The organism is Tateyamaria algicola (assembly GCF_047715485.1).
GTDB lineage: Bacteria > Pseudomonadota > Alphaproteobacteria > Rhodobacterales > Rhodobacteraceae > Tateyamaria.
In genome coordinates this window covers 396,466-409,871 of the sequence record NZ_CP180422.1, presented here as the reverse complement: position 1 = coordinate 409,871, position 13,406 = coordinate 396,466, and the positions used below count along the sequence as shown (strand labels likewise).

The 13,406-nt window shown below is 63.0% G+C and carries 11 protein-coding genes; 9 read left to right on the top strand and 2 right to left on the bottom strand.

Annotation, left to right across the window (positions count from 1 at the left end; translation table 11 throughout):
* Positions 1–70 precede the first annotated feature (70 nt).
* From ACMHLQ_RS04355 to ACMHLQ_RS04345, 3 genes are all read left to right on the top strand, one after another.
* A complete protein-coding gene (locus tag ACMHLQ_RS04355) occupies positions 71–298 on the top strand; it encodes a hypothetical protein (protein WP_415403580.1) in 228 nt (75 codons plus the stop codon).
* 104 nt (positions 299–402) lie between these two features.
* Positions 403–1,851: a TrkH family potassium uptake protein gene (locus ACMHLQ_RS04350; RefSeq protein WP_415403579.1), complete on the top strand. Its 1,449-nt coding sequence runs from the start codon at positions 403–405 to the stop codon at positions 1,849–1,851.
* Positions 1,852–1,889: 38 nt separating this feature from the next.
* Complete coding sequence (locus ACMHLQ_RS04345) at positions 1,890–3,428, top strand: 5-guanidino-2-oxopentanoate decarboxylase (RefSeq protein ID WP_415403578.1); 1,539 nt, start codon at positions 1,890–1,892, stop codon at positions 3,426–3,428.
* A gap of 12 nt (positions 3,429–3,440) precedes the next feature.
* On the opposite strand, the gene ACMHLQ_RS04340 is transcribed toward ACMHLQ_RS04345, so the two are convergent.
* Together ACMHLQ_RS04340 and ACMHLQ_RS04335 are read right to left on the bottom strand one after the other, a co-directional pair.
* Positions 3,441–3,716 (bottom strand): hypothetical protein, encoded by a 276-nt coding sequence (locus ACMHLQ_RS04340; protein ID WP_415403577.1) that lies wholly within the window; start codon positions 3,714–3,716, stop codon positions 3,441–3,443.
* A gap of 126 nt (positions 3,717–3,842) precedes the next feature.
* Complete coding sequence (locus tag ACMHLQ_RS04335; RefSeq protein WP_415403576.1) at positions 3,843–5,585, bottom strand: serine protease; 1,743 nt, start codon at positions 5,583–5,585, stop codon at positions 3,843–3,845.
* A gap of 173 nt (positions 5,586–5,758) precedes the next feature.
* On the opposite strand from ACMHLQ_RS04335, the gene ACMHLQ_RS04330 reads away from it, so the two are divergent.
* The 6 genes from ACMHLQ_RS04330 to ACMHLQ_RS04305 all read left to right on the top strand — a co-directional run bounded on the left by ACMHLQ_RS04330 (position 5,759) and on the right by ACMHLQ_RS04305 (position 13,363).
* Complete coding sequence (locus ACMHLQ_RS04330; RefSeq protein WP_415403575.1) at positions 5,759–6,712, top strand: glycine--tRNA ligase subunit alpha; 954 nt, start codon at positions 5,759–5,761, stop codon at positions 6,710–6,712.
* Complete coding sequence (locus ACMHLQ_RS04325) at positions 6,709–7,068, top strand: glyoxalase superfamily protein (RefSeq protein WP_415403574.1); 360 nt, start codon at positions 6,709–6,711, stop codon at positions 7,066–7,068. The genes ACMHLQ_RS04330 and ACMHLQ_RS04325 overlap by 4 nt, the downstream gene beginning before the upstream one ends.
* On the top strand, positions 7,065–7,580 hold the full coding sequence (locus ACMHLQ_RS04320; protein WP_415403573.1) for a DUF6446 family protein: 516 nt from the start codon (positions 7,065–7,067) through the stop codon (positions 7,578–7,580). Before ACMHLQ_RS04325 ends, ACMHLQ_RS04320 begins: the two co-directional genes overlap by 4 nt.
* Positions 7,580–9,799 (top strand): glycine--tRNA ligase subunit beta, encoded by a 2,220-nt coding sequence (gene glyS / locus ACMHLQ_RS04315; protein WP_415403572.1) that lies wholly within the window; start codon positions 7,580–7,582, stop codon positions 9,797–9,799. The genes ACMHLQ_RS04320 and glyS overlap by 1 nt, the downstream gene beginning before the upstream one ends.
* A gap of 190 nt (positions 9,800–9,989) precedes the next feature.
* The gene (locus ACMHLQ_RS04310; RefSeq protein ID WP_415403571.1) at positions 9,990–12,557 is read left to right on the top strand and encodes a putative PEP-binding protein; all 2,568 of its coding nucleotides are present in this window, start codon (positions 9,990–9,992) and stop codon (positions 12,555–12,557) included.
* A 152-nt stretch (positions 12,558–12,709) separates the two neighbouring features.
* Positions 12,710–13,363 carry a cell wall hydrolase gene (locus tag ACMHLQ_RS04305; protein WP_415403570.1) on the top strand — a complete coding sequence of 218 codons (654 nt, stop codon included), beginning with the start codon at positions 12,710–12,712 and terminating at the stop codon, positions 13,361–13,363.
* Positions 13,364–13,406 lie beyond the last annotated feature (43 nt).

The following is a 13,406-nucleotide window of genomic DNA, read 5'->3' as shown; positions in this document are numbered from 1 at the left end:
ATTCTGCACTGCGGCATCCTATCTTTGTCTCAACGGGAGGACACGAAATTCCAATCCCACGAGGTGCCACATGGCTTACGTTACACACACACAATCCAACGTCCTGTCCAACATCTGGGACAGCATTTCCAGCTTCTTCTCCATGTTCAGCCGCGCCCTGACCGTCTCGGCCGCCATGGAAGCGCGGATGCGCCGCATCGACGCGCTGAACGCCAAGACAGACGCTGAACTTTCGGCAATGAACCTGCGCCGCGCCGACATCCCGGCCTACGTCTTCCGCGATCTGATGCACATCTGAGCCATTGCGCACGGCCCGCACCTGTCGGGCCATGCGCACTCTGTTCCGATGCGGGGCGTGCACGTGCTTGACACGCCGCGCGCGGCCCTTCAACGCTGGGCGCTGTGATGGATATGCGCCCTGTTGGATATGTGATCGGCCTGCTGGTCGCGGTGCTGGGCATCGCCATGCTTCTGCCCCTGCTGGTCGATCTCGCCGAGGGGCGCGATCACTGGCCTGTGTTCGCGGAAAGCGCACTGATCACCATCCTGACGGGCGGCATCATCGCGCTCAGCTGTGCCAATGGCGTGCGCGAAGGGCTGACGATCCAGCAGACCTTTCTGCTCACCACCGGCGTGTGGTTGGCCCTGCCGATCTTTGGCGCGCTCCCCTTCTTTTTCGGCGCCACTGACGCGCGCTTTGTCGATGCGTTTTTCGAGGCGATGTCGGGCCTCACCACAACTGGCTCCACCGTCTTTTCCGGCCTCGATGAATTGCCCAAAGGCTTGCTGTTGTGGCGTGGCATCCTGCAATGGCTCGGCGGGATCGGTATCATCGTTGTGGCCATGGTTTTCCTGCCCGAGCTGCGCGTGGGCGGCATGCAGATTTTCCGCACCGAAGCCTTTGATACTTTTGGTAAAATCCTGCCTCGCGCGACCGAGATTGCAAGCCGCATTTCGGTCATCTATGTGGCCCTGACCTTGATCTGCGCGCTGGCCTATATCTCTGCTGGGATGAGCGCCTTTGACGGTACTGTCCATGCCATGACCACCATCGCGACAGGCGGGTTTTCCAATTACGACGCCTCATTTGCGACCTTCGGACCAGGCGTTTCTTACGTTGCCACGCTGTTCATGATCCTGGCCGCGCTCCCCTTCGTTCGCTTTGTACAACTGAGCGCAGGCACCGCGCGCCCCTTCCTGCAAGACACGCAAATCCACGTCTTTTTGGTTACAGCACTGGTGATCGTTACGCTGATCGCCCTTTGGAACGTCGCGCAACAGGGCACGTTCAGCGAATCCGCCCTGCGCACGGCACTGTTCAACACGGTTTCACTGATGACAGGGACGGGCTATGCCAATGCCGACTACATGCAATGGGGCAGCTTTGCTGTCACGGTGCTGTTTTTTACAGGCCTGATCGGGGGGTGTGCGGGCTCGACCGCCTGTTCGATCAAGGTGTTCCGTTACCAACTGCTCTTTGCCTCGATCAAGGCGCAGCTGCAAAAGACGCGCAGCCCGCACGGCATCTTTACCCCCCGCTATGCGGGTCGCCCGGTGGGCGAGGACGTGCTGAACTCGGTCATGTCCTTCTTCATGTTCTTCACGGTCACGCTGGGCCTTTTGTCGGTCGCGCTTGCCATGACGGGCCTCGACTTTGTTACGGCCGTTTCGGGGGCGGCCACGGCACTTGCCAATATCGGCCCCGGCCTTGGCGACCAGATCGGGCCCGCGGGTAACTTCGCAGCGCTCAACGACACCGCCAAATGGCTGCTTGCGGCGGCCATGCTGATTGGCCGGCTCGAGCTGATGGCCGTCTACGTTATCTTCACCTTGCAATTTTGGAGGGCCTGATGCCCGAAACCCGCCCCCTTGGCGCCCAAATCTCGCACATGCTCAAAGACCGAGGCGTCGACACGATTTTCGGCATCCCCGGCGTGCACAATCAGGAAATGTATCGCGGGATCGAAGAGGCGGGGATCACCCATGTGCTCGCACGCCACGAACAGGGCGCGGGCTTTATGGCCGACGGCTATGCACGGGCGACCGGCAAACCGGGCGTGGCCTACGTGATCACGGGGCCGGGGCTGACGAACATCATGACACCTATGGGGCAGGCGTACTCCGACAGTGTACCAATGCTGGTCATCTCAAGCTGTTTGGACGAGGTGGCCGCGACCAAAGGGCAGCTTCACCAGATGAAAGACCAGCGCGCAGCGGCCGAAACCGTCTGCGATTGGTCGGAGGAGGCGCGGACCCCCGAAGCCGCGTACGCGTTGATCGACCGGGCGTTGATGGAGTTTGAAACCGGGCGCCCACGCCCCAAACACATCCAGGTTCCGATCTCGGTCCTTGAAGGGCGCGCAGAGCCCGCCCCGCCCATGCCGCAGGCCGCGTCGCAAAACGCTATCGCGCTTGACGGGTGTTTCGCCCCGATCTTGCAGGCGCGGCGACCGCTGTTCATCCTCGGTGGCGGCGCGGCCCAATGCGGGCTCAAGGCCCGGCATGCGCTCAAGACGCTCCAGGCGGCGTCCTTCGAAACCTATGCGGGCCGCGGCATCGCCGGGGACGGCCCGCTGCACTTTGGCAGCTACCTCGCGCGGCCAGACAGTGCGCGCATCATCGGTGAGGCGGATGTGGTGGTGCTGGTCGGGACCGAACTGGCCGAAACCGACATGTGGCGGCGCGATGCGGGCATTACGGGCACTTGCATCCAGGTCGACCTGGATCCGGCCAGCTTCCGGCAACCCGGTGCGATCAACCTACGCTGCGACACTACGGCCTTTTTTGACCGGCTGCTCGACATGCTCGAAGGCCACAAGGCAGACACGGACTGGAATGCGAAGTCTGTCAGCGCGACCCGCCAAGCCTGGCGGGCAGAGGTTGAGGCCGAGCGCCCCGGCCTCGTGCCCGTGATCGACGCGTTGCGCGACTGCCTGCCTGAATTGTCTGTGATCTATTCTGACATGACCCAGTTCGCCTATGCCGCGAAAGAGGTCTGGCCGATGGACCGTCCCGGCGGCTGGCACCATCCCACGGGCTTTGGCACGTTGGGGTATGCAACACCGGCCGCCATCGGCGGTGCGGTGGCGCGCAAGGGGCAGCCGACCCTCGCGATCATCGGCGATTACGGCTTTCACTATACCATGGCCGAACTGGGTGTGGCCGTCGAACTCGGCCTGCCGCTGCCCATCATCCTGTGGGACAATGGCAAGCTGAAAGAGATCGAGGAAAGCATGGTGCGGGCCCAGATCGCACCCAACGCGGTGGTGGCCCGCAATCCGGACTTCTGCAAACTGGCAGAGGCTTTCGGTGCCTATGCCGCAGCCCCCACATCGCTGGCCGAGATGCAAGACACCGTCCGCGCCGCATTCGACGCAGACGGCCCAACATTGATCTATCTGACACCGGACATCTCCAGCGCCTCTTGATCGGCCTTCAGGTTACGATTTCGACCCTTCGGCGCGGTAAATCCCGCCCCAGGTGTTGCCCGCGATATAGGCCGGGCAGCCCTTCTTGCGGGTGTTGACGATCAGAAACCACATCGTCTCGCCCGGACGGCCTGCGCGGCTGTATTCGCAGCCCAGCGGGTGCGTCCACCACTGCCCTTGAAAGGATGCAGGCGGCTTGGCCACAGCGGCGACGGCAGGGGCCGCCGGGGCCATCACCATACCAAAGGTCGCAACAACGGCGGCACTCTTGAGAATTGATTTGAACATGACTCACTCCGATCACTGATTAGGTTTACTCAGCGCTCCCACGCCTCGACGCAAACCTGCGCCTTTGGCTGTTAACACGAGGCTAACGGCCAACCCTTCAGTGCCCGCAATTTTAACGAATTGGGGTCAGTCCCAGCAGCTGACCAGCACGGTCATGCCCGTTGCCGCCGCCGACAGATCCACTGGATCAATGGGAGTGGAACTGTTCGTGCCCGCAGCCGCCATACCCGCCTGCGCCAGCACGTCCTGCAACGCCTCACGGTCCAGCGCGAACTGCACACCTTCGGGCAGCGCGCGGCCCGATTGCGTCTCGGGCAGCAACATGCCCAGCACACCGCCCCCCGCATCCAGCACAGGGCCGCCTGCATCGCCGGGCAAGGTGTTCAGGGCCAGACGCGCCAGATCGGGCTCCCCGCCCAGACCCCGCACATCGCTCAGCGTCCCAAAGGTCATCGAAGGGGCGCCCAGCACGCCCTCGAAACTGTAACCGGATGTCGCCACCTCGGAATTCAAGCGCGGCACCGCGTTGCTGAACCGGGCGACGGCCAGAGGGGCCAATGTCGACTTGGGTTTGACCACGGCCACGCCCTTGGTGTTGTCCAGCACCACCAATTCGGCCTCGGTTTCGCCATCCAGCGTCAGGCGCGTGCAGCTGTCCACAGCCTCGGCGGTGGTCAGAACGGTCCCGCGGCGATCCACGAAAAAGCCCGAGCGTGACAGGCGCGGCTTGCGCACCTGCAAGCCCGCAACCAGATCAACGGCCTGCTCGGGTGTGCTCGCTTCGGGCGGGATCACACCGGCCAGACGGACAAAGCTGTTTTCCATCTCGTCGACCAGCCGTGTGCGGCGTTCCTCGTCCCCGGCGGGCCAGATCAGGGTGAACCCCTTGATCATGCCGTCTTCCAGCGCGACGCGGGTCTCGGAGACGCGGGTCGCATCCTCACCGACCAGAACGAAGGAACGATCCTTGCGCTCGCGCGGGCCATCCAGCGGCACCACGTCCAGCGTCTGCATGATGTCGTAAAGGCCGAACAACGTGGTCTGATCGCCCGCCTGCGAAATCAACAGCACGGTCGCAGGGATGTCGCCGCTGCTTGTGTAATGGGCGAAGGGGTATTCATATTTCTCGAAGGTCACCACATCCATGGGCAACTGCATCTCGATGCCTGCGGTGTCATCACGCACAAGGCGCAGGCCCAGATCGTCGAGCACAGAGTTGTAATCCTTCAATAGCGCCGCGCGCTGCGCCGTGGTCAGAACGCCCGTGATGTCAAAGCCCTTCTGTTCCTGCCAGGCGGCCATGGCGCTGCGCGTGCCGCGCCCATAGGCCCCGTCAATGGCACCGGGATAGACACCCGCCCATTGCAGCGCGATCTGCAATTCCTTGCGCTCATCACGGTTCAGCAACCGCTCGCTGCGCTGGGCCTCTGCCGGGGTCTCATCCGCCGGGGGCGGGGCAGGGGCGGCAACCGCGGGGGCAGTTGGCGCAGCGGGCGTCGTCGGCACTGGGGCCTGCACCACGCCACGGTTCAATACGTTGGCGCCGACAGGCCAGAACTGCTGGCGAAAGCTGGAACTGAAGGCAATGTAGCTGTCGCGCGGAATGACCCCCTCGGACCGGTAGACGCGCAGCACCTGTTCGGCGTCCGTGCGCGCATAGGGGCCAAGGGCCACGCCATACCAGCCGCCGCCAAGGGCAAAGCCGTTCACATCAGGCAAATCAGCCGCATAGATGCGCGCGCGTTCGGTTGCCGCGTTCAGGCTCGGCTGCGCCTCCACCTGGATCCACACCGCCTCGTTCTGTGCAAAAACCGCACCTGCCAAGGCGATCATCATCGTCCACGCCAGCACTACCCTTTTGAAAATCACCCGAATTCCCCTTTTGACGGTCTTGGTGCCCCATTTTCTTGGTCGCAAAGATAAGCAGGAAACCGCCGCAATGGAAATGGGGGAATACCCGCAAAAAGACACCTCGCGCGCAATTGACCAATCCCGGGGCGGGCCGTAGGTAAGGCGCGCATCCCAGCTAGGTTTTGTTGCCCATGTCATTGCCCGAGTCACAGACCCCGACGCCCCCCCGTTCGTTTCAGGAGATCATCCTGAGGCTTCAGACCTATTGGGCGGGCAAGGGCTGCGCCGTGCTGCAGCCCTATGACATGGAAGTCGGGGCAGGGACGTTCCACCCCGCCACCACGCTGCGCTCGCTTGGCACGCAGCCCTGGGCCGCGGCCTACGTCCAACCCTCGCGCCGTCCCACCGACGGGCGCTACGGCGAGAATCCGAACCGGCTTCAGCACTACTATCAGTACCAGGTGCTGATAAAACCCAGCCCGCCCGATCTGCAAGAGCTGTATCTCGGCTCACTCGAGGCCATCGGCGTCGACATGGCCCTGCACGACATCCGCTTTGTCGAGGATGACTGGGAAAGCCCCACGCTCGGCGCATGGGGTCTGGGCTGGGAAGTCTGGTGTGACGGCATGGAAGTGTCGCAATTCACCTATTTCCAGCAGGTCGGCGGGCACGACTGCCACCCGGTGTCAGGCGAACTCACCTACGGCCTCGAACGGCTCGCCATGTACATCCTCGGCGTCGACCACGTCATGGACATGCCGTTCAACGACCCGCAAACCCCGATTGCGCTCAGCTACGGCGACATCTTCAAACAAACCGAAGAGGAATACGCCCGCTGGAATTTCGACGTGGCCAACACCGACGTCCTCCTGCGCCAGTTCGAAGAGGCCGAGGTCGAGTGCGAAAAGATACTCGCCCAGGACCATGTCGACCCCAAGACCGGCAAGCGGATCATCATGGCGCACCCGGCTTATGACCAATGCATCAAGGCCTCGCACATGTTCAACCTGCTCGATGCGCGCGGCGTGATCTCGGTCACCGAACGCCAGGCCTATATCGGACGGGTCCGCAGCCTCGCCAAACAATGCGCCGACGCCTTTGTGCAGACGCGCGCAGGCGGTTGGAGCCCGGAGGACGCGGCGTGACCTACACCAACGCAACCCCCGTGCTGCGGGTCTCCGACTACCAACGGGCCAAGGCATTCTACATCGACGTGCTCGGCTTTGAGGTAAAGGAAGAGGCGGGCGCACCCACCACCGGCTTCGGCATCTTCCGCGCGGGCGCCGCTCAGGTGTTCCTCATCGCATGGGACGGGCCGGAGGCCGCCTATGACCGCTGGCGCGTCTATCTCTACCCCCAGGACCTCGACGCACAGATCGCCCACATCGCCAGCACCGGCACGCCCGTCTCGGGGCCCACGATCACCGAATACGGCATGCGCGAAGTCGAAGTCACCGACCCCGACGGCAATGTGCTCTGTTTGGGCGAGGACGCGGGATGAGCGGCAAAATCATCGGGATGTTTATCTTGCTCGGCTCACTCATCGGCGGCATCGCACTCTACTACCTGCAGGTCTACGGCTTCTACCAGACAGTAGAGCAGGCCGAGGTCGCACTCGTCTCCGTCGTCTCCGACATGCCCGAACCGATCACCATCGACAATTTCGAGGCGATCGACGCGGACAGCTCGCCCATCCGCTACCGCGCCTGTTTCACCACGGACATGTCGCTGGCGCTGCTGACCGAAACCTATGTGGGACTGGACGTGGCCACCCCGCGCAACGCGCCCCACTGGTTCGACTGTTTCGATGCCGAAGCCATTGCCGCCGAACTCGACGCAGGCACGGCACTGCCCTTCCTCGGGCAAAAGAACGTCGATTTCGGCGTCGACCGGATCGTCGCCATCACCGAGGACGGGCGCGGCTATGTCTGGCACGAACTCAACGATTGCGGCGAAAAAGCCTATGACGGCACGATTGTGGGCGAAGAATGCCCAAAACGGGACACTGAATAATGCCTGACCTTCTGATCGAACTCTTCTCCGAAGAAATCCCCGCGCGCATGCAGAAACGCGCCGGTGAAGACCTGCAAAAGCTGGTCACGAACGGTCTGGTCGAGGCGGGGCTGACCTATGCCTCTGCCGCCGCCTTCACCACGCCGCGCCGCCTGACGCTGACGGTCGAAGGGCTGCTCGCCAACTCCCCCACCACGCGCGAAGAACGCAAAGGCCCCAAGGCCGACGCGCCCGAAAAGGCGATCGAAGGGTTCCTGCGCGGCGCAGGCCTCACCCGCGATCAGGTCGAGACCCGCGAAACCCCAAAAGGGAACGTGCTGTTTGCCGTGATCGAGAAACCGGGCCGCCCCGCAGGCGATATCGTCGCCGAGGTGCTGGAACACACCGTTCGCAATTTCCCCTGGCTCAAGTCGATGCGCTGGGGCACAGGCGCGCTGAAATGGGTGCGCCCGCTGCACTCGATCCTCTGCATCCTGACGGATGAGGCGGGCACACAAGTGGTGCCGATGGACATCGACGGCATCAGCTCGGGCGACAGCACCGAAGGGCACCGGTTCATGGCCCCGGGCCGCTTTTCTGTCGCGTCTTTCGAGGATTACGGCAAAAAGCTCAAAGTCGCCCGCGTGGTGCTGGACCCGGCCGAGCGGGCCGAGGCGATCTGGCACGACGCCACCAACATGGCCTTCGCCTCGGGCCTTGAAGTGGTCGAGGATGCGGGTCTGCTCGCCGAGGTCGCAGGCCTTGTGGAATGGCCCGTGGTGCTGATGGGCAAGATCGGAAATGATTTCCTCGAGTTACCGGCCGAAGTTCTGCAAACCTCGATGAAGGAACACCAGAAATTCTTCTCCGTGAAGAACCCCAAAACAGGCCGGATCGAACGGTTCATCACCGTCGCCAACCGCGAAACGGCGGATAACGGCGCGACGATCCTCGCAGGCAACGAAAAAGTGCTGAGCGCGCGGCTGGCAGATGCGAAATTCTTCTGGGAAAACGACCTGCGCGTGGCCAAGTCTGACATGAGTGTCTGGACGCAAGCGCTTGAAAACGTGACGTTCCACAACAAACTGGGCAGCCAGGCCGACCGGATCGAGCGCATCGCCGCACTCGCCCGCGAACTCGCCCCGGTGGTCGGCGCCGACCCCGACATGGCCGAAGAGGCTGCACGTTTGGCCAAGGCAGACCTCAGCTCCGAAATGGTCTACGAATTCCCGGAACTTCAAGGGCTTATGGGACGGTATTACATCGAAGCATCAGGTCGAGATGCCGCGATTTCAGCAGCGGCAGAAGAACACTACTCGCCGCTCGGCCCATCGGATGATGTGCCAACTGCACCAGTGTCGGTCGCTGTAGCGCTGGCGGACAAACTCGACACGCTGACAGGCTTCTGGGCTATTGACGAGAAGCCAACTGGTTCCAAGGACCCGTTTGCTCTGCGTAGGGCGGCGTTAGGTGTAATTCGCTTGCTGCTTGAAAACGGTATCTCGCTGCGATTTTCCGCGAGCCTGTTGCCTCCGCTGCGTTTTGCAGGTGCTCACGTTGCATTGACAGAAGTACGCAATCTTGAACGAAGCGGCTCAGTAAGTGAGAATGAGGAAAACGCCAGGACGTTTGGCAAAATCGCTCGAACTGCCGTTGACCTGCAAAAGCGGATTGAGTTGCGAGCACCAATCCAAGCAGACGAGGCCGCGTTAACTGGTTCACTCCTAGCCTTCTTCCACGACCGCCTAAAAGTCTATCTCCGTGATCAGGGCATCCGCCACGACATCATCGACGCCTGCATCGCGATGCCAAACAACGACGACCTCACCCTGCTGGTCAAACGCGCCAAGGCCCTCTCCGAAACGCTCAAAACCGACGACGGCGAAAACCTGATCCAGGGCTTCAAACGCGCCAACAACATCCTCACGCAAGCCGAAGAAGCAGACGGCGTCGAATACTCCTATGGCGCCGATGCCAAATACGCCGAAACGGACGAAGAACGCGCGCTGTTCACCGCCCTCGATCATGCAGAAGCAAAAATCGCCCCCGCGATGGAGGCACAGGACTTCGCCACAGCCATGCACGCCATGGCCGCGCTGCGCAGTCCCATCGACGCCTTCTTTAACGCCGTGCAGATCAACACCGACAAGCAGACTGTGCGGCGCAACCGCCTGAACCTGCTCAGCCGCATCCGCACGCTCTGCCTCTCGGTCGCCGACCTCACCAAGCTCGACGGCTGATCCACGCTTCATCTTGCCAGATAAACTCCGGGGGAGGCCGCAGGCCGGGGGGCAGCGCCCCCTGCAACGCCCGGAAACCGTTGCGCAAATGCAGGTTGTGGCACCCCCGCCTGGCGCTTGCGGCGTCGCACCCTGTCACGGGTCTGAGTTGCGCCCCTCAAACCCCCTTGTCACATCATCGTCACAGTCTATGCTGCGCCACGGAAAGGTCGGTGCTGCAGTGCAGAATAATCCCAACACCACGCTGGTCACACAAACCGCGCCAATCGCCACGGTGACCCATGGGGGGCGTGCGAAATGCCTGCAACGTCTGGTTCGGCTTGATCTGCCGGTGCCAGCAACTGTCGCCCTGTCCTTTGACGCCGTGCATGCCATCGCCAGCGGGCATCTGCCCGACATCGACGCCATCATGCGCCAGTTCCCGCAGGACGCGCTGCTCTGCGTGCGCCCGTCGTCCGAAGACCCCGATTGGGGTGGGCCCTCGGCCATTCTCAACATCGGGATGAACGATGCGCGCTACGAGGTGCTGTGCGCAACCCTCGGCACGGATGCAGCCTCCGTCCTGTTCACCCGCTTCGTGCAAAGCTACGCGATCCATGTCGACCGGCTCGACCCGGACATGTTCGACCACATCACGGGCGAGGGGGCACAGGCCCTCGCCGACGTGCTGCGCGCCTATGAGGACGAGACGGAAACTCCCTTCCCCAACACCCGCGCCGAACAACTCGCCGGGGTGCTCAAATCCATGGCCCGCGCGTGGGAGGGCACCTCGGCCCGCCTGCTGCGCCAGGCCAAGGGCGCGCCGGTGGATGCGGGCCTTGGCCTTGTCGTGCAGCAGATGGCCTTTGGCGTGGGGGAAGGGGAATGCGGCTCCGGCGTGCTGCAACTTGTCTCCTCCAAGACCGGCAAACCCCAGATCACAGGCCGCTACCTGCGCCAAAGCCAGGGCCGCGATGCCCTGCACGCCGATGCGGCCAGCCTCTATATCACGCGCGACAATCGCGGCCCCTCGTTGCAGGACGAAGTGCCCGATTGCTTTGACCAGTTGGTGACCCACGCCCAACTGATGCGCACCCGCCTGCGCGAAGAGATGCAGGTCGAATTCACCATTGAAAACGGGCAGTTGCGCATCCTCGACGGTGTGCGCCTTGCCCGGTCGTCCCGCGCCACGGTGCGCATCGCCGTGCAACTGGCCCGCGACGGCATCATCCCGCGCCAGGAGGCACTGATGCGGGTCGAACCCAACACGCTCAACGAACTTCTGCACCGTCAGGTCGACCGCCACGCCAAACGGGACATCCTCGGCTCCGGCATTGCGGCCAGCCCCGGTGCGGCCACCGGGCGGATCGTCTTTTCCGCGACCGACGCGCAGGCCAGCGCGTCGCGGGGCGAGGACTGTATCCTCGTGCGCCGCGAAACCTCGCCCGAGGACATTCGCGGCATGCATGCGGCCAAGGCCGTGATCACCGAACGGGGCGGCATCACCAGCCACGCGGCGGTGATCGGGCGCGGCATCGGGCTGCCCTGTGTCGTGGGGGTCAGCAACATCCGTTTCCAGACCCGCAAGCAACAGCTGCTGACCGAAGACGGGCGGGTGATCAAGGCGGGCGAAGTCGTGACCGTGGACGGCACCAACGGCACCATCCTTCTGGGCGCTCCCGCCATGCAGGAAGCAGCGCTTGATGACGCGTTCCAGGACCTGATGGATTGGGCCGACGCAGAGCGTGACATCGACATCCGCGCCAACGCCGACACCCCCGCCGATGCGCAGACGGCGCGCAATTTCGCCGCCCAAGGCATCGGCCTGTGCCGGACCGAACATATGTTCTTCGAGGCCGGGCGTCTCACGGTCATGCGCGAAATGATCTTTGCCGAAACCAGCGATGACCGTCGGGCGGTGCTGGAACGGCTTTTGCCCATGCAGCGCGCGGACTTCATACAGCTTTTCGCGATCATGCAGGGCCAGCCGGTCTGCATCCGCCTGTTCGATCCACCCCTGCACGAATTTCTGCCCACCGACCGCAACGGCCAACGCGAACTGGCCGACGCGCTTGATCTGCCACTGTCCGACGTGACCCGGCGGATCGAGGCGATGATGGAATACAACCCCATGCTGGGCCTGCGCGGTGTGCGCCTCGGCGTCACCGTGCCCGAGATTTACGAAATGCAGGCCCGCGCCATTTTCGAGGCAACGGTCGAGGCCAGCCGCGATGGCGACCCCGTCGTGCCCGAGATCATGATCCCGCTGGTCAGCGCCAAGCGCGAGGTCGAACTGGTGCGTACACGGATCGACGCCATCGCTGCCGCCGTGGCCACCGAAAAGGGCGCGCAATTCACCTACAATCTGGGTGTGATGGTGGAAACGCCGCGCGCGGCCCTGCGCGCAGGCGACATCGCGCAGCATTGCAGCTTTCTCAGCTTTGGCACCAATGACCTCACGCAGATGACCTATGGCTTGTCGCGCGATGATGCGGGTCGGTTCATGTCCGATTACGTGCGCCAAGAGGTTTTTGCCGAGGATCCGTTTCACTCGCTCGACATCGACGGCGTGGGTGAGTTGCTCAAGCTGGGATCCGAGCGCGGGCGTGCCGCGCGCCCCGACATTACCCTGTCGATCTGCGGCGAACATGGCGGCAACCCCGAATCAATCGCCTTCTGCCGCACCGCCGGATTCGACTATGTTTCCTGTTCGCCCTTCCGGGTTCCGGTGGCGCGTTTAGCCGCAGCACAGTTAGCGATAGGCCACAAGATCGGGTAGAATTCGGCAACGAACTCCACCGGATAAAGCGTCAGGCCATGTGACCCAAGCCTGAACGCATAGCGGATATGTGCCCAATAAACCGTCAAAAACTGGACGTAATGCGCATTTTTGACTAATTGGCGCGGATTGCACAAATCCTGGGGGTTTACATGCGTGGTTTTTTCAAGGGGGCATTGGCCCTTTCGATTCTGGTTGCCACAACCGGAGTGGCGCTGGCCGAGGCGACAGACAACGCGGCTGCCGACGCGTTGCGCAAGGCCGAAACACGTGGGCTCAGTGCGGTGTCGGATGGTCGTCTGAGCAGCCTTTTGACCGAACCCGCAGCCAAAGCCGGTGAGGCGCAAAACGTCGTCTATTCGCGCAGCTGGCTTGATGCGCAGCCCAAGGCGTCCGGCAATGCCCATTGGCAGTGCCTGTCCGAAGCGCTCTACTTCGAGGCGCGCGGCGAGACGGTCAAGGGCCAGTTCGCCGTGGCCGAGGTGATCATGAACCGCGTGAAAAGCGCGCGCTTTCCCAACAATGTCTGCGGTGTGATCAATCAGGGCACGGGCCGCAAATACCAGTGCCAGTTTACCTATACCTGTGACGGTGCGCCCGAGACGATCCACGAGGCGCAAGCGTTTTCCCGCGTGGGCAAGGTGGCCCGCGCCGTTCTGGACGGCAAGGCGCCCGCGATCACCAGCGGGGCGACGCACTATCACACCACTGCCGTGCGCCCGCGCTGGAGCCGGGTATACACCAAGACGGCCCGCATCGGCGTCCACATCTTTTACCGTCACACGTTCCGCACAGCGTCCAACTGATCCGATCTGACGCTTTCGGGCGTTTGGGCGGCGTCTTTGCCCC